The organism is Niveispirillum lacus (genome assembly GCF_002251795.1).
GTDB classification, from domain to species: Bacteria; Pseudomonadota; Alphaproteobacteria; order Azospirillales; family Azospirillaceae; genus Niveispirillum; species Niveispirillum lacus.
On the sequence record NZ_NOXU01000032.1, the window covers coordinates 76,285 to 99,027 of the forward strand.

Annotated in this window: 14 protein-coding genes; 7 read left to right on the forward strand and 7 right to left on the reverse strand. The window is 62.6% G+C overall.

All coding sequences use genetic code 11. From position 1 onward, the window contains the following. Positions 1-388: 388 nt before the first annotated feature. On the forward strand, positions 389-3,325 hold the full coding sequence (locus CHU95_RS19725) for a TonB-dependent receptor (RefSeq protein ID WP_094458070.1): 2,937 nt from the start codon (positions 389-391) through the stop codon (positions 3,323-3,325). Between the two features lie 237 nt (positions 3,326-3,562). Here CHU95_RS19725 and CHU95_RS19730 read toward each other — a convergent pair whose 3' ends face one another. Then, complete coding sequence (locus CHU95_RS19730) at positions 3,563-5,455, reverse strand: rhamnogalacturonan lyase (protein ID WP_281255177.1); 1,893 nt, start codon at positions 5,453-5,455, stop codon at positions 3,563-3,565. Between the two features lie 115 nt (positions 5,456-5,570). On the opposite strand from CHU95_RS19730, the gene CHU95_RS19735 reads away from it, so the two are divergent. Beyond that, complete coding sequence (locus CHU95_RS19735) at positions 5,571-8,252, forward strand: exo-rhamnogalacturonan lyase family protein (protein ID WP_207762560.1); 2,682 nt, start codon at positions 5,571-5,573, stop codon at positions 8,250-8,252. A gap of 59 nt (positions 8,253-8,311) precedes the next feature. On the opposite strand, the gene CHU95_RS19740 is transcribed toward CHU95_RS19735, so the two are convergent. Next, complete coding sequence (locus tag CHU95_RS19740) at positions 8,312-8,827, reverse strand: hypothetical protein (protein WP_207762561.1); 516 nt, start codon at positions 8,825-8,827, stop codon at positions 8,312-8,314. Between the two features lie 174 nt (positions 8,828-9,001). Between CHU95_RS19740 and CHU95_RS19745 the strand changes: the two genes are divergently transcribed. Both CHU95_RS19745 and CHU95_RS19750 read left to right on the forward strand, forming a co-directional pair. After that, the gene (locus tag CHU95_RS19745; RefSeq protein WP_094458071.1) at positions 9,002-9,631 is read left to right on the forward strand and encodes a flavin reductase family protein; all 630 of its coding nucleotides are present in this window, start codon (positions 9,002-9,004) and stop codon (positions 9,629-9,631) included. A gap of 70 nt (positions 9,632-9,701) precedes the next feature. Next, positions 9,702-10,895 (forward strand): class I SAM-dependent methyltransferase, encoded by a 1,194-nt coding sequence (locus CHU95_RS19750; RefSeq protein ID WP_094458072.1) that lies wholly within the window; start codon positions 9,702-9,704, stop codon positions 10,893-10,895. A gap of 55 nt (positions 10,896-10,950) precedes the next feature. Here CHU95_RS19750 and CHU95_RS19755 read toward each other — a convergent pair whose 3' ends face one another. Continuing rightward, complete coding sequence (locus CHU95_RS19755; RefSeq protein WP_094458073.1) at positions 10,951-13,074, reverse strand: sodium-translocating pyrophosphatase; 2,124 nt, start codon at positions 13,072-13,074, stop codon at positions 10,951-10,953. A gap of 262 nt (positions 13,075-13,336) precedes the next feature. Between CHU95_RS19755 and CHU95_RS19760 the strand changes: the two genes are divergently transcribed. Further along, positions 13,337-14,302 carry a hypothetical protein gene (locus tag CHU95_RS19760; RefSeq protein ID WP_094458074.1) on the forward strand — a complete coding sequence of 322 codons (966 nt, stop codon included), beginning with the start codon at positions 13,337-13,339 and terminating at the stop codon, positions 14,300-14,302. Positions 14,303-14,355: 53 nt separating this feature from the next. Here the strand turns inward: CHU95_RS19760 and CHU95_RS19765 are convergent, their stop codons facing one another. The 3 genes from CHU95_RS19765 to CHU95_RS19775 all read right to left on the reverse strand — a co-directional run bounded on the left by CHU95_RS19765 (position 14,356) and on the right by CHU95_RS19775 (position 20,130). Next, on the reverse strand, positions 14,356-14,823 hold the full coding sequence (locus CHU95_RS19765; protein WP_094458075.1) for a flagellar basal body-associated FliL family protein: 468 nt from the start codon (positions 14,821-14,823) through the stop codon (positions 14,356-14,358). A gap of 154 nt (positions 14,824-14,977) precedes the next feature. After that, positions 14,978-16,792: an IlvD/Edd family dehydratase gene (locus CHU95_RS19770; RefSeq protein WP_094458076.1), complete on the reverse strand. Its 1,815-nt coding sequence runs from the start codon at positions 16,790-16,792 to the stop codon at positions 14,978-14,980. 140 nt (positions 16,793-16,932) lie between these two features. Then, positions 16,933-20,130 carry a ligand-binding sensor domain-containing diguanylate cyclase gene (locus CHU95_RS19775; RefSeq protein ID WP_165772274.1) on the reverse strand — a complete coding sequence of 1,066 codons (3,198 nt, stop codon included), beginning with the start codon at positions 20,128-20,130 and terminating at the stop codon, positions 16,933-16,935. A gap of 99 nt (positions 20,131-20,229) precedes the next feature. Between CHU95_RS19775 and CHU95_RS19780 the strand changes: the two genes are divergently transcribed. Then, positions 20,230-21,156 carry a metallophosphoesterase family protein gene (locus tag CHU95_RS19780; protein WP_094458078.1) on the forward strand — a complete coding sequence of 309 codons (927 nt, stop codon included), beginning with the start codon at positions 20,230-20,232 and terminating at the stop codon, positions 21,154-21,156. Positions 21,157-21,222: 66 nt separating this feature from the next. After that, positions 21,223-21,462: a hypothetical protein gene (locus tag CHU95_RS19785; protein ID WP_133065583.1), complete on the forward strand. Its 240-nt coding sequence runs from the start codon at positions 21,223-21,225 to the stop codon at positions 21,460-21,462. Between the two features lie 18 nt (positions 21,463-21,480). Here CHU95_RS19785 and CHU95_RS19790 read toward each other — a convergent pair whose 3' ends face one another. After that, positions 21,481-22,740 (reverse strand): FAD-binding domain-containing protein, encoded by a 1,260-nt coding sequence (locus tag CHU95_RS19790; RefSeq protein ID WP_245838427.1) that lies wholly within the window; start codon positions 22,738-22,740, stop codon positions 21,481-21,483. Positions 22,741-22,743 lie beyond the last annotated feature (3 nt).

The following is a 22,743-nucleotide window of genomic DNA, read 5'->3' on the forward strand; positions in this document are numbered from 1 at the left end:
TCGTGTGTTGCTTTGGCAACGGCGCCCGACACGCCCCGTTCTCTACCGTCCGGCGGCTCTCCGTCGGTCGGTCTCCGATCTGCCCGCCCAATGGTGGGTCGTCGGATTTGCAGGTGATATTCACCTTGCTTCCCTCCTATCTCTCCCGGTCGGGTCGGTCCCGGCCGGGTATTTTTTCTGTCACAATCTGGCAGAATTTTGGATAGTGGTCCCATAATACGCTTTCGCGGGCCACATTTTGGTATTATGTTATTTATGGGATTACGTTCCATATGTTGAAACCGCACCGGCTGGGGATGCGCCTTGGGCCCTTCCGGTGTACGACGCACCAAAAACACCCTGGCCGCCCGGTCAACCAGCGGCCCACCTTGTGGGGAGGAGTTTAGAGATGGCATACGCAATGGGCCGCGCCGCGCGGTCGGGAAATCTGTTGACCAGCGCGGGCTTGGGCCTGCTGATGACAGCGGTTTCCCTGCCTGTCGTGGCACAGACGGCCCCGGCTGAGAAGATTGAACTGGAAGAGATCATCGTTGTCGGCACCCGTTTGTCGCTGCAATCTGCCATCGATCGCAAAAAGAAGGCGAATACGGTTGTCGACAGCCTGGTGGCGGAGGATGTGGCGCAGTTCCCCGACAAGAATGTCGGCGAGGCCTTGCAGCGTATCACCGGCGTTCAGTTGTCCCGCTCCTTTGGCGAGGGTGAGTCGGTCTCTATCCGTGGCGTTGAACCTGACCTGAACCGTGTGGAAATCAACGGCGTTTCCGTCCTTGGCGGTGCAGGGACCGGTTCGCGTGGTGCCGACCTGCGTGACATGGCGTCGGAACTGATCAAATCGATCGATGTCTTCAAGGGGTTCACCGCCGACATGACGGAGGGCGGCGTTGGCGGCACGGTGTCGGTGCAGACCCGCCGCCCGCTGGAACTGCGGCGGACCCTGTTTTCGGTCACGGCCGCGGGCCAGTATCTGGACCTGCAGAAGCGCGTGACCCCGCGCGGCAACCTGACCTTTGGTGACAAGTATCTGGATGACCGGCTGGGTCTGCTGGTCAACGTTACCTATGATGATGTTGATACGCGCGGCGACTTCCTGCGCAACACCGAATGGGTGGCGCTGGCTGACTACGACAATTCCCCCAACAAGACCCGCAATGTCGCGGGTTTCGAGAGTGTGGCGACTAAGGCGGCCTGTGCCAGCCAGAGCACGGCCGCCAATCGCACCACCTGTGAATCGCAATGGTACGACCTGTCACCGCGCATTCCGCGTTACGGCATGTGGTACCGCAATGATAAGCGCGTCTCGGCCATGACGACGCTGCAATATCAGGTCACGGAGGAGTTGGATGTCTATGCCGATGTGAACTGGAACAAGCGAGACCAGTTCCTGACCGACTATAACTATTCCATCGACCTGACCGCTGCGACGCGCATCAACCCCGTGGGCGTGTCGGTTGATGAGAATCACAATGTCATCGCGCTGACCACCGCCGCGACCGCGCCGACCAGCACGACCGGCGCGGGTAATATTTTCGGCTCGCAGATGCGTGGTTTCGACTACACGCTGGAATCCAAATATTACACGGGTGGTTTCAACTGGTCTGGTGAAAGCCTGGTTGCGACGGGCTTCTTCTCGACCGCTGAAAGCACGATGCACAGCGACAGCAATTCCGTCGCGATCAGCGCAACCGTGCCGAATATCGGGGTGACCCTGTCGGACAATGGCATTCCGACCTTCACCTTCCCGACCGGGTTTGACCCGTCCAATCCGGAGACCTACCGCAACGGTGGTGCCGGGATACAGTATCGCCCGGAAGAGGTGGAGACCACAGAGGATGCCGCCAAGCTGGACCTGGATTACAGCCTCGACCGCTGGTCATTGACCACCCTGGAAGTTGGTGGGCAGTGGCGTAAGACCGGTTCGCTGCGTTATACCGGTGGCGGTTACACGGCGACCGATGGCACCGTTGTGCCCTCTGCCAATGTCACCTCCAACGTTGCGCTGGGTGCCACAAATAATGGTCTGATCTGGACCCCGCAGAAGCTTGTGGATTTTGTCCGCGCAACGGCGCATCAGACGCCGCAGAATTTCTATTCCGGCTATAAGGGCAACATCGGCAATGTGCCCAATGGCTGGATGGCACCTCAGGTGCGCCAGATCGGCGACTGGTTCGATGTTTCAGGCTTCAATCATGATCTGATCCGTCGTGCCAATGGCCGCGACCAGATCCCCGCCCATGACATTGATGAGGAAGTGGCCGCTGGTTACGCCAAGGCGAATTTTGAATTCGATGTTGGCGACATGCCGGTTTCTGGCAATTTTGGCGTCCGTTATGTGGAAACGGAAGTGACGGCCTCCGGCGCACTGACCCGCCGCGAACGCCGCCAGACGGGGACCACCACCACCGGTTCGCCCATCACCACCATCGTGACGGTGGGCGTGACGCCGGTTTCCATCGTTGAAAAATATTCCGACACGCTGCCGGCCTTCAATATGAGTTTTGGTCTGATCCCGGACGAGGTGATTGCCCGTGTCGGCTGGGCCAAGGTGATGGCGCGGCCCAAGCCCACCGATCTGGTGCCAGCGTCTAACTGCCTGTTTGACTTGACCGAAGCTGGTCAGGCCGACAACCTGCTGGATAGTTGCACGTCGGGCAACCCGGACCTCGATCCCTATCGCGCCGACCAGTATGATCTGAATGTCGGTTGGTACATCAATGCCGATACGCTGCTCAACGCGTCCTACTTCTACAAGGATGTGAAGAGCTTTATTCTGGCTCGGACGCTGGTCCGTAACATCGAACTGTTCAATGATGGCGCATTGTTTGATGTGACCATGCCGATCAATGGTGGCGGGGCCAAAATTGACGGCCTGGAACTGTCGGCCCAAACGGCCTTCACCTTCCTGCCCTCGCCGTTCGATGGTTTGGGCGCCAGCGTCAACTATACCTATTCCCGCGCCAAGGATGTGGGTCTGTTCAATTCACTGACGGGCGAGGAACTGCCGTTCCCCGGCCTCTCCAAGCACAGCTACAACCTGATCGCCTATTACGACAAGGACGGCATCAATATCCGCGTCGCCTATAATGGCCGTACCAAGTGGCTGCAGGCTGCTGCCGAACGCTCGGGCAATCCTGTCTTCCGCGACGGCACCGGTTATCTGGACGCCAAGGCCACCTACCGTCTGGGCGACACCGGGGTGTCCTTCTTCATCGAAGGCAAGAACCTGACGGGTGAGGCGGAGCGCACGACGTCGGGTGACGATATCCGCCTGGGCGAGCTGGCCTATTCCGGCAAGCGTTTCTATGCGGGTGCTTCCTATAAGTACTGATCACCGGGGTGATCTCAGCACGGGCCGGCGCCGAAACGCGCCGGCCTTTTTTATTCCGTGCCAATCACGTCAACCAAACGGGCATCAATCCCCTTGGCCTGCAATAAAAAGGGTCGCGCCTGACCCTGCCAGACGCGACCCGGAATGATGATTTACCGCTGCCGCCGCACCGTTGGAACAGCGGCCAACGACCCGGAGAGCCTGTTCCCGATGGCCGGCAACAGCCGCACGCCGGTATCAGGGCATCTTCATGCCCGTACCCAGGAAGTAGCTGGTGTGCGGTGGCTGGTTATAGGCGACGTTCTGCCACGCCACACCCAGCCGATAGACCGGGTCCTGCATCAGGGTTACCAGACGGTATGCGGTGGGAAATGGCGTGGTGTAGATGCGCAGGGACCGGTTATCCTTGGTCCGCCAGATCACCTCTTCCCGCCAGTCGCCGATGATATCGGCGGACAGGGCGGGTGTCGCCTTGGTGCCGTTGTTGGACGACACATCGGGCGGGGACAGCAGGGGAACCGCCTCTCCCTTCTTCCAGTCCCATTTCAGGACCTGTTCCTTGTCCAGCAGTTCGCGTGACAGGTCGCCATCCCACCAAAGGCCGAAATTCACCTGACGCGGTCGGGTGGCGGCGATCATGGTGCCTTGTGCGCTGTAGAGATTGGGACTGTTGCTGGCCCAGGCCTCTGCCCCCGGCGAACGCGGGTCGATATCCAGGGCGACACCCCGGCCCGTATCCTTGTCGGTGGGGGTGGACCACAGCACCTTGCCGGTGGCCGCGTCCAGCATGGCAGCACCGATGCCGCCATTGCGCGACGGCACCTCATGCACGCCAAACTTCTCCAGACCCGGACGCAGCGGGTCCAGGTCCGACACATGCATTGTATCACCATGCAGCAAGCCAGACGACCACAGGCCCGTGCCATCATCGTCAAGCGCCATGGCGCCGTAGATGATCTCGTCCTTGCCATCGCCATCAACATCGGCGACGGAAAGCTGATGATTGCCCTGCCCAGCATAGGCGTCGTTGCCCGGTGTGGCGCTGTCAAATTGCCAGCGCGGGGTCAGTTTGCCATCGCGCCAGTCCCAGGCCCCGATGGCTGTGCGCGTATAGTACCCCCGTGCCATCACCATACTGGGCAGTTTCCCGTCCAGATAGGCAACACCGGCCAGGAACCGGTCGGAACGGTTGGCATAACCATCGCCCCAGATCGCCTGCATCTGGTCGGGTGTGGGGTCGTTGGTGTCGGGATGGCGGGCGGGCCAGTATGGCGCGCTGGCCAGGGCCTTGCCGGTCCGACCGTCAAAAACGGTCAGATATTCCGGCCCTTTCATGATGCGACCTTGCACACGGGCCACCTTGCGCCCGTCGGGCGTGGTGGTGGCGCCGGTACGGTCGGCCTGTGGCACTTCCCCGTCATGCGATCGCCAATCGGCCTTGGCGTCCCCCAGCACAGTACCCGTTCCATCCACCGTGCCATCGCTGGTGCGAACGGCCAGTTCTGCCTGGCCATCGCCGTCAAAATCCATCACCAGGAACTGGGTATAGTGGGCGCCAGCCCGGATGTTGTGGCCAAGGTCGATACGCCACAGCCGGGTGCCGTCCAGCCGATAGGCATCCAGGATCACTGACCCCGTGTAGCCGCCAAAGGCATTATCCTTGGCGTTGCTGGGGTCCCATTTCAGAATGATCTCATATTGCCCGTCGCCATCCAGGTCACCGACGCTGGCATCGTTGGCATTGTAGCTATACGCTTCCCCCGCCGGCGTGACACCATCGGCAGGCGGCTGCAGGGGGATGGACAGGTAGCCATCGCGCCAAACGCTGGCGGTCGCACCCGCAGCCTCGCCCACGCGTCGCACCTCATACCGGCCTGTGCCATCCGCTCCTTTATCCAGAAAACTGGTGGCCTGGGTCAGCGGCGTGGCGTTCAGCTTGCGACCGTCACGGTAAAGGTCAAACCCAGCTCCCGCCGGATCGCTGTCCAGCAAACGCCACCCCACCAGCACCCCGCCCTCGGCTGTCACGGCCACCAGACCACGATCCAGCTTTTCCATCGGCCGTGCCGTCACCGGCATCGCGGCAATCCCGCACAACAAAGCGGCTGTCAGCCATTTCCGGGTCGCCAATCTTTCCTCCCTGAACAGGTTTTCCAGAGCTTAGTCTGATCCAGATGACATTTGAATTCCAATATTAAGGATGATGTATCATATTGTGGTAAATTTTAATATCAGGAAGGAAACAATGATGGGCGTGCCTGGCTTCAACCGGCGGCAATTCATGCAGGCGACGGCACTGACGGCCTTGGCAACAGGGGCGGCGGGTGGGTCCGTGCAGGCCAAGCCGTCGGCCCCAGATACGCCTATCGGCTGGATCGACGGTACAGCACCGGCCCGCCATCTGGGTCAGACGTGGGGGGTGCCCTGGCCACAGGGCCTTTACAGGCCGGCACAGCGTTTCCGCCTGACCGACGGATCGGGCGTGGCAGTGCCGGTACAGTCCTGGCCGCTGGCCACCTGGCCTGACGGCTCACTGAAATGGTCAGCGCACAGTATCGCGGCTGGGGCGGGTCCGTCCGGCCTGACCCTGTCGGCCGGCAAGGCGGCGGCACCAGCAGAACCGGTGAAGGTGACCGAAGGGGCCGAGGCCATCACCATCAGCACCGGTCCTCGGCAATGGCGCATCCCGGTGCGCGGTGACCGGTTGATCGACAGCGCCACCGTCAATGGTCAGACGATCCTGCGGGATCTGCGCCTTGTGTGTCTATCGCAGGACCAGTCCGACCTGACGGAGGCACAGACGGTCAGCCAGCGTCGGTCCATCGGGACCGTCACGGCCATAACGGTGGAACAGCGCGGGCCTGTGCGGGCCGTGGTGAAGCTGGAAGGCAGCCACGAAGACGGGGAACGTTCCTGGCTGCCCTTTACCGTCCGGCTTTACTTTTATGCCGGGGCGGAGTCCGTCCGTATCGTGCATTCGTTCATTTTTGACGGGGATGAAAAGAAGGATTTCATTCGCGGTCTGGGCGTCACCGCGTCGGTTGCCATGTCCGACGCGCCGCACGACCGTCATGTGCGGTTCACCGGCGAGGGTGACGGGCTGTGGGCCGAGGCTATCCGCCCCCTGACCGGCCTGCGCCGTGACCCTGGCAAGGATTATCGACAGGCGCAGATTGATGGACGCGCCATCCCGCCCCTGTCCGGCATGGCAGAGACGGTGTCAAAGCGGCTGGACCTGATCCCGACCTGGGGTGACTTTACCTTATCGCAGGCCAATGCGGACGGCTTTGCCATCCGCAAACGCACCAAGCCCGGCCATGGCTGGATCGACGCACAGTCGGGCCGCCGTGCGGGCGGACTGGCCTATATTGGCGGAGCGGCGGGGGGTGCAGCCGTGGCCATGGCCGATTTCTGGAAACGCCATCCCGCCCGGCTGGATGTGCGTAACGCAGCCACGGAAACAGCGGAACTGACCGCCTGGCTCTGGTCACCCGATGCGCCCGCCATGGACCTGCGTTTCTATCATGATGGGTTGGGCATCAAGACCCATGCACAGGAACGCGAAGCCCTGGAAATCACATATGAGGATTATGAGGAAGGCTGGGGGCGGCCCTATGGAATTGCCCGCACCACCGAACTGCACCTCTGGTCCCTGCCCGCGACGCCATCGCGTGACTGGTTCACGCACGTGGCCGGCATTCTGAACGCCCCACCGCGCCTGATGGCACCGCCCGCCCGGCTGCGCGCTGTCCCGATCTTTGGCGACTGGGATCTGGTCAGCCGTCTTACGCCTGCCCGCACACGGATTGAAGATCAGGCCGATTTCCTGCTGGCGCTATACCGTGATCAGGTGGAACAGCGCCGCTGGTATGGGTTCTGGCACTATGGCGATGTCATGCATTCTTATGACAGCGACCGGCATGAATGGCGCTATGACATTGGCGGTTATGCCTGGGCCAATTCTGAACTCTCCCCCGATCTCTGGCTCTGGTACAGTTTCCTGCGCACGGGCCGCGCCGACATTTTCCGTCTGGCAGAGGCGATGACACGCCACACGGGCGAGGTTGATGTCTGCCATATCGGCCCGTTTAAAGGGTTCGGCACCCGCCACGGGGTCCAGCATTGGGCCGACAGTTCCAAACAGCCGCGGGTATCGAATGCCGCCTATCGCCGCATTTATTATTATCTCACCGCCGATGAACGGGTGGGCGACCTGATGCGCGATCTGGTGGACAGCGACCAGACATTGGCCAGGGTCGATATCAGCCGCAAGCTGCCCAATCCCACGCCACCCGGTGTGATTGAGGCCGGGTTCGGCACCACCTGGTCCTCCTTGGTCGCCGCTTGGCTGACCGAATGGGAGCGGACCGGCGATAAACGGTGGCGCGACCGTATCGTCAATGGCATGCGCAGTATCGCGGCGCTGCAGCATCGTTGGCTGGCCGGCGGCGCCCCCTACGACCTGGAAACAGGCAAATTCTCCGGACCCGGCGACAGGATCGGCATCTCCCACCTGTCTGCCGTGTTCGGCGCCGTCGAGATCCATGCTGAGTTGCTGGCCCTGCTGGATGTGCCTGACTATCGGGCTGCGTGGCTGGAATATTGTACCTTCTATAATGCGCCGGCAGCGGAGTTCCGGGCACGGTTCGGGCAAGATGTGCGCGGGCGCGGCCTGCGTCTGGCCCATTCCCGACTGACCGCCTATGCCGCCCATCACCTGAACGACCCTGCCCTGGCGTCCCGCGCCTGGACAGAATTCTTCGATAAAGGTGAGCAGATTGGCGGCACCCGCACACCCATCACCGGCAATATGGTCCTGAACCCCGTGGATGAGGTGGCGGGTATGTCCACCAATGGCGTTTCGCAATGGGGACTGGCCGCCTATCAGAACCTTGCCCTGATTGGCGATGCCTTGCCGGCGGAATAAACCAACCACCAGCGCCGTTGGCCCGGCCCTGCCCGGCCAACGGCGCTGTGATGGCGCTGTCACGCCGCGCGCTCGAACAGCATCACCCAGTTGGTTTCCCAGCTTTCGCCACCGTCGGCGGAAAAGGCCTGTTCCCACCGGGCCGATACGGGTGTGATCGCTGACCAGATGAAACGGACCTTGACGCAACGGCCGTCAAATCTCTCATCAGCCAGAAAGGTGCCGACACCATCCTGGAACCCGCCCTGCATGGGCACGCCCACCGCATCGAACCGTTGGTCGAACCACCAGATATTCCAAAGGCCTGTGAGGGGGCTGAGGCGGCGCAGGGTGATGGCGCGGTAGGGGCCGGTCGGGTCCTCCAGCCTGTTGTCATCGACATTACCGCTGCCTTCCAGCAATTCCCAGGCATGGCACGACCCGGCAAATTCCAGCCATGTGTCGCAACCGACCAACCGCGCTTTCAACTTGCGGTGCCGTACATGCCAGTGACCGTTCAGAAAGGCAAAATCATGCGGGCTTCCTGCCGGGGGATTGGCTGGAACAAGGGGGGTATGGTGATCGGCGGACATCATGGCTGCTCCATCGCTGAGGGACAGCGCCTGTTGTAAGGCCCCTTACCTGACATCTGTTGTCAGGTATTTTTGTCCCCGCGTGAGAGCCTTTACTGGGTTGCGCGACCACCCACTTGCTGCTCCCGGCGCCCCACCCCTAACTGAAGCAGGAATTCCGCAACCAAGGACCGTCCCATGCGCTTTGACCTGCGCGACCTGCCGACCGCCACGCGGTACAAGATCATGACCGCCACCATCACCCCGCGTCCTATCGCCTGGGTGACCAGTGTTTCGGCTGATGGGGTGCGCAATGCCGCCCCCTTCAGTTTCTTTAACATGGTCGGCGATGATCCGCCGCTGCTGGCCCTGGGCATCATGCACCGGCCGGATGGACGGCTGAAAGACACCACGTCCAATATCCTGGCGACCGGCGAATTCGCCGTGAATCTGGTATCGGAGGAGGATGCGCAGCGCATGAACCGCTGTTCCGCCGACGCCCCACCGGAGGTGGATGAATTGGCCTATGCCGGTATCGATACCGTTCCCGCCAGCCTGATCCGTGCCCCGCTGATCGCCAGTGCCCCCGCCAGTTTTGAATGTCGCCGCCATACGGTGATTGAAACAGGGCCAAAACAGACCTTGATCCTGGGGGAGGTGCTGGCCGCCCACATCGCCGACCGGTTCATCCTGGATGCTGCCAATCACCATATCGACACGCCAGCGATGAAACTGATCGGCCGGACCCATGGGCGGGGTTGGTATGTGCGCAACGGGGAGACATTGCAGATGGATCGCCCGCCCTATGATCCGGACTGGCGCCCGTGATTAGCACTGGTCGCCGCACCAGCGTGGCCGGTACATTGCCGGCCCTGTTCCGTCTTTGATGATTGTTGCCATGGCCAGCCCCCTCGCCCCTGCCCTTGCAGAACTCCGTGCGCTGCTGCTGGACGGGGACAGGCTGGTGCGTGCGGTGGCCAGCGGACGCATGCGCAACATGGCGCCCCCCTGGCGCCGGGTCGAACTGCGTCCTGTGGCGCTGAAGGCGGGTCCGCATCTGCAGACCGTGGCGTATGACGACCGTCAGGCCCATACAAGCAACGCCGCCTTCGGCCCCGCCGCCGAAAAGGCCGTCGATGATCTGCTGGCCCTTGGCATGGGCAATTGGCATGTGGAAACGCTCGGTACCACCATGCAGGTGCGCATCACAAAGAAGGGTGAAGCCATGGTCAGCCGCACAGCCGCCGCCGCGCCTAATGAACGCACCCTGGACCATGACCGGGCCAAGCAACGCCTGCTGGACCCCGCAGACCCGTTCTGGCGCGCCGTCGGCATCGCCGATGCTGAAGGCCGGATCAAACCCACCCGTCAGGATAAGTACCGCCAGGTGGAGGAATTTATCCGCGCCCTGGACGCCGTGCTGAAGGGCGCGGTGTTTCCCGGCGACCGGCCGCTTCGCGTGGTGGACCTTGGCTGTGGCAATGCCTATCTGACCTTCGCCGCATACCGTTTCCTGTCCCATGTTCGCGGACTGGATGTGGATTTCACCGGTGTCGATACCAAACGCCAGGCGCGCGAACGCAACAGCGAACTGGCCACTGGCCTGGGCTGGAACGGGCTGCATTTCATCGAAGGCACGATTGCCGACGCGCCCGTCGACGGGGCCGATATCGTGCTGGCCCTGCATGCCTGCGACACGGCAACCGATGATGCCCTGGCCCGTGCGGTCGCCTGGGGGGCGAAATATGTGCTGGCAGCGCCCTGCTGCCACCATGATCTGCAAAAGCAGCTACGCGGGGGGGAAGCACCAGCCGCTTACGGCCTGCTGACCCGCCACGGTATCCTGCGTGAACGGTTCGCCGACATGCTGACCGATGCCCTGCGCGCCAGCCTGATGCGGCAGGCAGGATACAGGACAGAGATCATCGAATTCGTGCCGTCCGAACATACGCCCCGCAATACATTGCTGCGGGCCGTACGGACGGGGGTAAAGCCGGACGCCGCCGCATTGACGGAGTACCAGACCCTGGTGAAGGAATGGTCGGTGACGCCGAAACTGTCGACCTTGCTGGCGGCCGACGCCGGGTTCTGACCCTAAAAAACCCCGGTCCGTTGCCGGACCGGGGTCGCGCAAAAGCCTGTGGCGGCTAGCCGTGGGCCAGGATGGCCAGCAGCAGCAACGCCACGATGTTGGTGATCTTGATCATCGGGTTCACGGCGGGACCGGCCGTGTCCTTGTACGGGTCGCCGACAGTGTCACCGGTCACGGCCGCCTTGTGGGCGTCCGAGCCCTTGCCACCATGGTGGCCCTCTTCGATATATTTCTTGGCATTGTCCCAGGCGCCACCGCCCGACGTCATGGAAATGGCGACGAACAGGCCCGTGACGATCACGCCCAGCAGCATGGCGCCAACGGCGCTGAACGCCGCCCCCTTGCCCGCGATGGCGGCGATCAGGAAATACAGCACCACCGGTGCCAGCACCGGCAGCAATGAGGGGATGATCATTTCCTTGATGGCCGCCTTGGTCAGCATGTCGACCGCGCGGCCATAGTCGGGCTTGGATGTGCCCGCCATGATGCCCTTATCCTCGCGGAACTGACGGCGCACCTCTTCCACCACGGAACCGGCGGCGCGGCCCACAGCGGTCATACCCATGGCACCGAACAGATAGGGCAGCAGGCCGCCCAGGATCAGGCCGACGACGACGTAGGGATTGGCGAGGCTGAAATCCACCGTCACCCCATCGAAATAGGGATATGTCGCGGCATTGGCGATGAAGAACTTCAGATCCTCGTTATAGGCCGCGAACAGAACCAGGGCCCCCAGACCGGCGGAACCAATGGCATAGCCCTTGGTCACGGCCTTGGTGGTATTGCCGACGGCGTCCAGCGCATCGGTGGTGACGCGCACATCCTTGGGCAGGTCGGCCATTTCTGCGATGCCGCCGCCATTGTCAGTGACAGGACCATAGGCATCCAGTGCCACCACCATGCCCGCCACGGCCAGCATGCTGGTCACCGCAATGGCAATGCCGAACAGACCCGCCAGCAGGAAGCAGGCGATAATGGCCACACAGATCACCAGGGCCGGCAGGGCCGTCGATTCCATCGACACGGCCAGACCCTGAATGACATTGGTGCCATGGCCGGTGGTGGAGGACTGCGCCACCGACTTCACGGGGCGGTAGTTGGTGCCCGTGTAATATTCAGTGATCCAGACAATCAGGCCGGTCACGGCCAGACCGATCAGACCGCAATAAAACAGGTGCCGGCCCGTGAAGGTCACCCCATCACCGGTGGTGAATACGGTCTGGAACCCTTCGGGCAGGACATAATGGGTCACGCCGCCGATGGCGACCAGCGACAGCAGACCGCAGGCGATGAAGCCCTTATACAGCGCACCCATGATGTTGTTGGACGCACCCAGCTTTACGAAATAGGTGCCGATGATGGAGGTGATGATGCAGGCCCCGCCAATGGCCAGCGGATAAATCAACGCCGACTCCAGCACTGCCTGACCCGCAAAGAAGATGGAGGCCAGCACCATGGTGGCGACCACGGTCACGGCATAGGTCTCGAACAGGTCGGCGGCCATACCGGCGCAGTCGCCAACATTGTCACCGACATTGTCGGCGATCACGGCGGGATTGCGCGGATCATCCTCGGGAATGCCGGCTTCGACCTTGCCCACCAGATCGGCGCCCACATCGGCGCCCTTGGTAAAGATACCGCCGCCCAGACGCGCGAAGATGGAAATCAGCGAGGCGCCAAAGCCGAGCGCCACCAGCGCGTCGATCAGTTCGCGGCCCGTCACCCCCATCCCGGTCAACACGACATAATAGCCCGCGACCCCCAGTAGGGCCAGACCCGCCACCAGCATGCCCGTGACGGCACCAGCGCGAAAGGCCAGCGACAGACCCTGCGCCAGCCCCTGGCGCGCGGCTTCCGCCGTGCGGACATTGGCGCGCACTGAGATATTCATGCCGATATAGCCAGCCGCCGCTGACAAAACGGCACCGATAATGAAGCCGATGGCAACCTTGGCGCCCAACAGCACCCCGACCAGCACCGCAATCACGACTCCGACGATGCCGATGGTGGTATATTGACGGTTCAGATAGGCGCCGGCCCCGATTTGGATGGCCTGGGCGATTTCCTGCATGCGGGCATTGCCCGGACTGGCGGAGAGCACGGCACGGGCCGTTACCAGCCCATAAAGAATGGCCAGCACCCCACATGCCAGCACGAAGTACAGCACTTGCGTGGTCATGTCGTTTCCTTACCCTGTTGAAGATGCCGCTTCTGTTTTGATGACCGGACGGCCGGCGGCATTAGGCGGGCGCAAGCATGCCATGCGTTTTTGAATGCGGCAATACGCCACGTTATCCAAATGGATCAAGGCGTTCCGCGCGGTACGGCCGGCCCGGCCCGGTTCGCACGATGACGGGGCATATGAAAAACGCCCCCTTTTGGTGGGAAAGCATATCAATTATAAACATAAAATATATATCGGGCAGCAAGGGGGAGATCGAATGATGTCTACCGGTGAGCAGCAGAGCTTCATCCGCCCTCTGGGTGCCGCCATTGCCGCCAGACTGGCCGACCTGCCGGCGCAGTTTGACGCGCCGGTTCCCGCTCGCGAAAGTTTGCTGGAAGGGTTCCGCAGGCGCAACGCCCTCCTCGATGGGATTTTCTACGACGTGAAGGTCATCACCCCTGCGGAAGCGAGGGCCATCGCGCCGCGTTGGGGGGCGGAGGGCAAGATACTGATCGTCCCACCCAGCGACGCCGGGCCCTTGCGGTTGGTGGATGGTCCCGCGAACATCAACAAAGCAGAACGCCGGTCACTGAAGGCACTGGCCATCGCTGGCGTCGGCAGCTCCGCCCTGGGCACGGCGGCTTTCGCGCGCAACGTGGCCGATGCGATCGGCGGCCCCGTGGTTGCCGTCATCTCTGGCTATGGGCTGTCCGATCTGGTGACCGAAGCCCTGGGCGGCTATTTCTTCTTTGGCATGCTGAACGGTCTGCGCCACCGGTTCGAGGCGCTTGATCGCCTGACCGCACCCGGCAGCGCCAGCGTCGACGGCCTGGGTGACCTGTTGCTGCGCAGCAGCCGCGATACCCAGACCGTTCTGTCGCTGCTGACAGAACCGGGCTTCGACTTCCGGCTGCTGACCGGCCACTCCAAGGGTAACCTTGTCCTGGCAGAGGCCTTGTATGCCCTGGAGAAGCAGGCGCCCGAAACGGCGCAATCCCTGGCGGACAAGGCGGCATTGGTGACTGTCAGCGCCCGCATCGGCATGCCAGGACGGTTCGGGACCGTCATCGACATCATGGGGGAATGGGACTGGTTCGGCGCCCTGAATTCCCGCCCCACCATCCTGCCCGACCATGTGGTGCCCTGGGCTTGGCACCATACCAATACCGATCTTTACGCCAGCCTGCCGGTGACCCCGGCATTACGGGCCGTCCTGGATCGTTGGGAAATCAGGATATAGCCAATTGGATTTCCGTGCGATTGACGGCTGCAACGGTCCGTTTCAGCCGGACCTCAATAGACGGGGCGCTGACTGACCGACTGGATCAGCACATCATGGGCCACATCGGGGCCCAGCACCTTTTCGGTGGTCTCCATCAGTTTGGTCTTCAGCGCCGGGATATTCAGCACCTGCCCGTCGATCACCTGACCCTTGTCGATACCGCCATACAGGGCCTGGACATAGGCATCGACCAGCCGCGGGCTTTGCTGGCGAACCTGATCACGGGCCGCATCATCATCCACCTCCAGACTGATGGTGATCATGATGTTCTGTTCCACCGTCTTGGCGCCCAGAACCGGAACAATCATTGGGCCCACCTGTACAAAGACAGGCGGGCCGGTCCGCTCCTTCTTCTTGGGCTTCTCTTCGACATGTTCCTCCCCCTCTTTCTGTGCCTTGGGACCAAACATGACGTAGCCGCCGACACCAGCGCCGACCAGCACCAGCAAAGCCAGAACAAGCAGGATGATCTTTTTCATGGAACAGGTGACCCTTTAACCGACAACACCACTATAGCACCCCTGGGCGCCGGTCATCAGGGCCAATTACCAGAAGCAATACGGCGCAGGCCCGATAGTTTGAACATCGTTCATGTCATCGGGCCTGTCAAGCAGGACGTCGCGGCGGTCCGGGTCAGTGGTTATCCCGAGGCACACCGTAGGTTTCCGCGATACGTTGGAACTGCACGGCGGGTTCCAGTACCGCACCATCGCCCAGTTGCCCGACCATACGGCGCTGGATTTCCTGCCAGGGCGTCTGCGATGGTGGATAGACATAGCCGCCGGCCGTTTCCAAAGCGCGGCGGCGCGCATCAATCTCTGCCGGTGCAATCAGGATATCGGCCCGCCCCCGCTTCAGATCGACGCGCAGTCGGTCGCCGGTGCGCAGAATGGCCAGATTCCCGCCGGCCGCTGCCTCGGGCGAGGCGTTCAGGATCGACGGTGACCCCGATGTACCCGACTGACGCCCGTCACCGATACAGGGCAGGACCGTGATCCCCTGTTTGATCAGATAGGCAGGTGGACGCATATTCACCACTTCCGCTGCGCCGGGATAACCGATGGGACCGGTGCCGCGCATCACCAGAATATCGGTCTTCCCGATATCCAGCGCCGGATCATCAATGCGGTGGTGATAATCCTCCGGCCCGTCGAAGACGATTGCCCGGCCCTCGAACGCGTCCGGATCGTCGGGGTTGGAGAGGAAGCGGTCCCGGAATTCCGGGCTGATCACACTGGTCTTGACGATGGCATTATCAAACAGGCTGCCGCGCAGCACGATGAAACCGGCCTCCGGCTTCAGCGGATTGTCGAAGGTGCGGATCACCTCCGGCATCTCGATGGCCTTGCCGCGGCAATTCTCCCCGATGGTGCGTCCATTGGCGGTCATCGCCCCTTCGCGGATCAGCCCTTGCTGCATCAGTTGGTTGACCACGGCCGGCACACCACCGGCATGGTGATAATCTTCGCCCAGATACTCACCGGCTGGCTGCAGATTGACCAGCAACGGGATTTTGTGGCCATGGGTCTGCCAGTCGTCCAGCGTCAGGTCCACCCCCACATGCCGGGCGATCGCAACCAGGTGGATGGGCGCGTTGGTGGACCCGCCGATGGCGGAATTCACGACAATAGCATTGAGGAAGGCATCGCGCGTCATGATGTCGGACGGTTTCAGATCTTCTTCCACCATGCCGACGATACGTTTGCCCGTCTCATAGGCCACTTGCTGCCGCTCCCGATAGGGTGCGGGAATGGCGGCGGAGCCCGGCAACTGCATGCCCAGCACTTCCGCCAGGGAATTCATCGTTGTCGCCGTGCCCATGGTGTTGCAGTAGCCGGTGGACGGGGCGGACGATGCCACAAGATCAATAAAGCCCTTATAGTCGATCTCGCCAGCCGCCATCATCTGTCGGGCTTTCCAGACAATTGTGCCCGAGCCTGTGCGCTCCCCCTTGTGCCAGCCATTCAGCATGGGGCCAACCGACAGGGCAATGGCGGGGATATTGACGGTGGCGGCAGCCATCAGCATGGCCGGCGTGGTCTTGTCGCAACCGATGGTCAGCACCACCCCATCCAGCGGATACCCGTACAGCAGTTCCACCAGCCCCAGATAAGCCAGATTGCGGTCCAACCCTGCCGTCGGCCGTTTGCCCGTCTCCTGGATGGGGTGGACGGGAAATTCGATGGCGATGCCGCCGGCCGTCCGGATGCCTTCCCGGACACGCTCGGCCAGCACCATATGGTGGCGGTTGCAGGGGCTGAGATCGGAACCGGATTGGGCGATGCCAATGATGGGCTTACCCGATTGCAGTTCCTCGCGGCTCAACCCGAAATTCAGATAGCGCTCCAGATACAGCGCCGTCATGTCGGCATTGGCCGGGTTGTTGAACCATTCCTGCGACCGCAGGCGGCGGGCCCCCTGGCCCTGCGCGACCTGATCCTTGGCCATTCCTCAATCTCCCCTGAAACACCGGCACCACGCAGCCAAGGCGGCGCCGAGCCCCCTGGACATAGCATGGGCGGGGATATATTTCCATTATTATATTATAATTGATCCGTCAGAAAAACACTATTGACCCGTCCCGCAGGTCATTGTGCGGCTGCCTGTGGCGGCGCCGGCGTCGCTTCTTCTTCTTGTTGACCGCTGAACCTGACCCGGTTGCGACCGGCCTGTTTTGCACTGTACAGCGCGGCATCAGCACGGCCGATCAGTCGGGCAACGCTGTCATCCGCCGGCCGGTATTCGGCCCCCCCGACACTGGCCGTGAGGATGATCTCTCGCCCCTCATGGTCCACCGGGCGGGCGGCGATCATCTGCCGGATACGCTCGGCAACAACCAAGGCTTCGGCCTCATCGGTTTCAGGCAGCAGCACTGACAGTTCCTCACCACCATATCGGGCCACGACATCCGTGGTACGGACGGACTCCATCACCCGCTGCGCCGCGCTGCGCAGAACGGCGTCCCCGGCATTATGGCCGAAATTGTCATTCACCTGCTTGAAATGGTCCAGATCCACCAGAAGCAGAGAAAAAGGCCGGCAATATCGCTGGGCGCGGTCAATTTCCGCCAGGGCCATTTCATCAAAACGGCGCCGGTTCAGCAGTCCGGTCAAGCCATCGGTGCTGGCCAGACGCTCCAGTTCGGCATTGGCATTGACCAGATCTTCCGTCCGCTGCGCCACCAACTGTTCCAGCCAATGGCGCTGTCGACGCAGGGCCGCGGTCCGTGCCTGCACCACCAACCCTAGAAGGGCCAGCACCATCAGCACTGCGCCGACCCGCGCCAGCCCGGTCTGATACCAGGCCGGCATCACATGGACCGTCACGGTCCGGTCGGCGGCCCCCCAGACCCCTTCTTTGTTGGTGGCCCGCAGGCGCAGTGTGTAGGTGCCGGGTGGCAGGTTGGTGTAGGTGGCCAGCCGACCCATGGCATCCACGTCCGTCCAACCCTTATCAAACCCCTCCAGGCTGTAGCTGTAACGCAAACTTGCAGGCCCGGCATAATCAAGCGCAGCGAAACCCACCGTCAATGTTTGTGCTGCCGGCGGCAGCGTGATGGCGGCGGCGAGAAACGGCCGGGCCTTGGCGGCCCCTGCTGGCATTTCTGTGGGGGCGGGCGTCAGGTTCAGGGCTGCGGCCGGTACCGGTTCATTGTCAATGCGGATATCAGTCAGCACCAGCGGTGGCTGAAACGCCCATTGCTGCAACGCATCGGGCCGCACCACGGTCAATCCCTCGCGGCCGCCAAACAACAACTCGCCACTGAGCAGCCGTGTCGCTGACCCGATCCAGGTACCACGTACACCCAACCCGTCATCCCAGCCGATGGCGGTGACCGCCCGGCTTTCAGGGTTGATGCGCGCCAGACCATCTTCAGTGCTGACCCAGATCTGTCCAAGCGCATCCATCACCATCGATTGTACACTGTCGCCCGGCAATCCATGGCGCTGCGACAGGGTGACAAAGCGATAGCGTTCATCGGACAGATCGCTGGTCAGGACACTGACCCCGCCCCCCAGCGTCCCGACCCACAGCCGTCCCTGCTGGTCATGCAGCAGGCCGGTAATGTAGTTATGGGCCAGCGACGACCAATCCCAGGACCGGTTCTGGATACGCTTGACATGTCCGCTGACCGGATCGACCAGATGCAAGCCGCGATGGGTTCCGGCCCAGATGCGCCCATCCGTCGTGGTTGCAAGGACCCGTATCCGGTCATCGGCCAAGGTGGCCTCATCGTCCGGATCATGCCGGAACTGGGTGATTGACCCGCTTTGGGGATTGAAGCGGATCAACCCTTCGCTGGCCAGCCACAATTCCCCCTGACGCACCAGGATGGCATGGATGGGCAGGCCGGCGACGGACCCTGGCAAGTCAACGGCTGTAACCTGACCTGTCGCCCGGCTATACCGGGCCAGACCAAGCTGCGTGCCAATCCAGACAGTGTCAGCACCCTCCTCCGCCATCGACAGGACATTGGCCCGCGGCAGCCCTAACGCTTTGCCTTGTCCGGGGAACAGTCGTTCACGCGCACCGGTGACCGGGTCAATGATGTCGATCCCTCTGGTCTCAAATCCCAGCCACACCTTGCCGTCACGCGCCGGCATTACCGACCGCACCTGCGGTTCACTGGGACTGCCCGGCTTCGACGGCGAGGAGAAGACCGACAGCACGCCCTGGTTGGCAGGGTTGTGGACATTCAACCCACCCCCCCAGGTCGCCACCCAGATCAGGCCTGACCGGTCCCGCAGCATCGACCGCGTCGCGTCACTGCTGATGCTGGACAGGATCGCCGGGTCATGATGGATCGACCGGACAGCGCCGGTCCTGACATCCAGCTCAATCAGGCCGCCAGGATCGGTTGCCACCCATATCCGGTCGCGCACAGTCCCGTCTGACTGAAGGTCCTGAAAGGCGCGCACATGGGGACGGTCAGCAATACGGCCCTCGGCCAGGGCCATGTCAAAGGACCGGGCGATACCGGATGTCGGGTCATAGCAGATGACAATGCCAGCGCGCGTACCGATCCAAACCCGGCCCTGTGCATCACGATACAGGGCCGAGATGGGTGTATCGGGCTGCAGCGATGGTAGTGGCACAACCTCCTGGACGGGCTGAAACTGGCGTTCGCCCGGTCGGCGAATGGCCAACCCCTGGTCTGTGGCTACCCACAGCATGCCCGATGCATCAAACAACAGGTCCAGAACGACATTGCCGGGCAGCCCACCCTCCTGCCCGTCCTGGGTCCGGAAATTCTCAGCCGCGCCGGTATCGGCATCCAGCCGGGCGAGGCCGGATCGCAGCGCGACCCAGATATTGCCCTGCCCATCTTCTTGAAACCGGTAAGCCGTGGGATGGGCGAGCCCGCCCGGCCCGGCCGGGTATTGGGCGAAACTTTCCGTTTCCGGAATGAACCTTGCCACTCCGCCATTATTGGTCCCAACCCACAGGCGTCCGCGCCGGTCCACATGCAGGGCGTTGATATAGCCGTCAGGCAGGGAACTGGGGTCACGGCTGTCTGGCTGGAACACCCGGAACCGGTACCCGTCGAACCGCGTCAGGCCGACTGGCGTACCAACCCAGATGAAGCCGGCACGGTCCTGGGCAATGGCCGTGACGATATCGCTGGGCAACCCGGCACCGCGTCCGATCCGCTCATACAGTACCGCAGCCTGCATGTCCCAGTAGGAAGGCGCCGGCCGTTCATCCGCTTTGGCGACAATTGCCAGGATGAAAAACAGCGATAATGCATAGAAAACGCAAAAGGCACGTTGAAAGAACCGACGCATGGCCGGCATCCAGCCGTGTGTTGGCCATGCAGCGTTGCCCAAACTCTTCTCCCGTCTCACACTAGGGATGTAGATTAGCATTTCCGGACGAAAACCACCATGCGGCTTACGGTTGCAAACGGAGCAGAGCCTTGTTCTGCGCGGCTATGGGCGATCAGCGATCTGCATCTGTCCCTGGCTGGCAACCGTCAGGCAGTGGAGGCCTTACCCAACCACGGGCCGGATTGGCTGATCCTCGCCGGTGATCTTGCCGAGCAGCCCGCGGACCTGGCCGCCGCATTCACCATGCTCCGCCAGCGCTTCGCCCGTCTGATCTGGGTTCCTGGCAATCACGAACTCTGGACGGTCAAGACACCCAACGGGACATTATCGGGCGAGGCGAAATATCGGGCTATGGTAACCATTGCCCAGCGCCATGGGGTGGTGACACCGGAAGATCCCTACCCTCTTTGGCAGGGCCCCGGCGGCCCGGCCCTCTTGGTGCCGATGTTTCTGGGCTTTGATTATTCGTTTCGCCCCGATGATGTACCGCTGGACCGCGTTCTGGACTGGGCATGGGAAAGGCGGCTGCGCAGCGCTGACGAGACACGGCTGTCACCGACCCCCTACACCACCCGCCAGGAATGGTGTGCGGCACGAGTGGCCTGGACGGCCGCCCGGTTGGACATCGAACGGCCGCCGGGCATGGGGACCGTGCTGATCAACCATTATCCGCTGCGGGCCGATCTGGTCACCCTTCGCCGTATCCCGCGTTTCAGCCCCTGGTGCGGGACAACCGCAACCAACGACTGGCATCGGCGTTTCAACGCCATCGCCTGCATCCACGGACATCTGCATGTGCCCGCCACGCATTGGCGCGACGGTGTGCGGTTCGAAGAAGTATCGCTGGGTTATCCCCGGCAATGGCAACCACATGGCCGCGGACCTGACCGTGCCCTGCGCCTGATCCTGCCCGCAGCCACTGACAGCGATCCCGTCGCCGGCCGGATGCCGCCGCAATCCGTGCCGCAAACGCCAAGGGCGTGATAAGATCAGGGGGGACGGAACCGCGCGGGTGCGGGCGCTGCATTCGGTGCGGCGGCGGGTGCCTTGGTGCGAAGTCTTGCTGGAGAGGAGGGGTCGTTGCGCGCCTTCATTGTGCTGCTGATCGGGGCCATGCTGGGGATGGGTGCCCTGACCTATGCCACCTTCCACACCACCGAAACCCTGGCGCCGCTGCCCACCGCCGGGCGCGGCGCCATTCTTGCCGCTGTCCTGGGTGCGGCCGGTCTGTTCAGCCTGTTTGTCTGGCTGCAACGACAGGGCCGTCACCGCGACCAGCACAAACGCTAAGGCTGCAAAACCGTATCCTCATGATGAGCCCGGCGATCCGTCCTGGATCACCTGCGGCAACAGGTCAGGGATACGTTCCTTGAAGGCAAAAAAACCTTTGGTCGCCAGCGGCCAGCACAACGCATCATAAGGCCGACGCACCGGCACCAGCCGGACCCCTGCCTGCGACAGCACCGGGGTCAGCGCTGTTAACGCCGCACGCACAGGACCCACCGGTGCCTCTGGTGTAACGATCTGGGTCAGTCTGTTCTGTCGTGCCCATGCCACCACCTCCCCGACGGACAGGGTGGTCCCGGTCAGGCCCTGCGACCGGCCAGCCTCAGTCATTCCGTTGTCCAGCGCCGCCGCCGTCCAGGCCTGTGCGGCCGCCACACGCCCATCCTCGATCACCAGACCCGCCAGCGCCTGGATATCAGCCGCAACCGCCAGACCGATGCCGGCCACATCATCACCATGCAGCAGCAGACCCGTGGGCGCCCGCCGGTCGGGTGCCGGCAGCGGCAGCAGGGCAAGCGGCGGGGGTGGCGGCGGTTCGTCCAGGGCCAGTGCCACGCCACTCAGCCCTTCTGGGTCAAACCGACCATAGCTATGGTCACGGATATTGTCGCGCCGGGCCAGATAGGTCTTGCCCCGTGTCTGCAAACCGGCCACCCAGCGCCAGGACAAGGTGTTGCTGGCCGGATCAGCATCCAGCAGATGGCGATAGAAAAAATCTGCCCCCAGTTCCCAGGGCAACCGCAGGGTAAATATCCAGATGCTGGCGAACCACATACGGGCGTGATTGTGAAGGTACCCCGTCTCCACCAGTTCGCGCGCCCAGTCATCAAAGCCGTCAATGCCGGATCGGCCCTCGCAGGCCCGTTCCACCCGCCGCGCCAGCGACCGATCATGCTGCATCGCGGTCATCGCTGCGGACAGTCCGGCCCGGTAGCGATCATGGATAGCGGGCCGCATCTCCAGCCAGCCCTTCCAATAGGTGCGCCAGAACACTTCCTGGATGAACTTCTCCGCCCCCGCTGCGCCATGTGTGGCGACGGCGGCACGGATCAGTTCCGCCTCGGTGAGCAGCCGGTGACGGACATAGGGGGAAAGCTCGGACACAGCCGTGCGTTTGCCGGGACCGGGATCGCTGTTACGGCCGGCGGCATAGGTCCGGCCCATGCGGGGGGTAAAACGGGTCAGCCGGTCAAGACCGGCGGCACGTGTCGGGGGGAAATGGATCGTCTGCATGGCAGAGGGAGATAGATCATCCCCACCGACCGGAAAGGGGGAGCCCAACAG

What these genes read in the sequence shown, in the direction of transcription:
- CHU95_RS19725 (WP_094458070.1), top strand. Translation starts at nt 389, where the DNA reads ATGGCATACGCAATGGGCCGCGCCGCGCGGTCGGGAAATCTGTTGACC.
- CHU95_RS19735 (WP_207762560.1), top strand. Translation starts at nt 5,571, where the DNA reads ATGATGGGCGTGCCTGGCTTCAACCGGCGGCAATTCATGCAGGCGACG.
- CHU95_RS19740 (WP_207762561.1), bottom strand. Translation starts at nt 8,827, where the DNA reads ATGATGTCCGCCGATCACCATACCCCCCTTGTTCCAGCCAATCCCCCG.
- CHU95_RS19745 (WP_094458071.1), top strand. Translation starts at nt 9,002, where the DNA reads ATGCGCTTTGACCTGCGCGACCTGCCGACCGCCACGCGGTACAAGATC.
- CHU95_RS19750 (WP_094458072.1), top strand. Translation starts at nt 9,702, where the DNA reads ATGGCCAGCCCCCTCGCCCCTGCCCTTGCAGAACTCCGTGCGCTGCTG.
- CHU95_RS19755 (WP_094458073.1), bottom strand. Translation starts at nt 13,074, where the DNA reads ATGACCACGCAAGTGCTGTACTTCGTGCTGGCATGTGGGGTGCTGGCC.
- CHU95_RS19760 (WP_094458074.1), top strand. Translation starts at nt 13,337, where the DNA reads ATGATGTCTACCGGTGAGCAGCAGAGCTTCATCCGCCCTCTGGGTGCC.
- CHU95_RS19765 (WP_094458075.1), bottom strand. Translation starts at nt 14,823, where the DNA reads ATGAAAAAGATCATCCTGCTTGTTCTGGCTTTGCTGGTGCTGGTCGGC.
- CHU95_RS19770 (WP_094458076.1), bottom strand. Translation starts at nt 16,792, where the DNA reads ATGGCCAAGGATCAGGTCGCGCAGGGCCAGGGGGCCCGCCGCCTGCGG.
- CHU95_RS19775 (WP_165772274.1), bottom strand. Translation starts at nt 20,130, where the DNA reads ATGCGTCGGTTCTTTCAACGTGCCTTTTGCGTTTTCTATGCATTATCG.
- CHU95_RS19780 (WP_094458078.1), top strand. Translation starts at nt 20,230, where the DNA reads ATGCGGCTTACGGTTGCAAACGGAGCAGAGCCTTGTTCTGCGCGGCTA.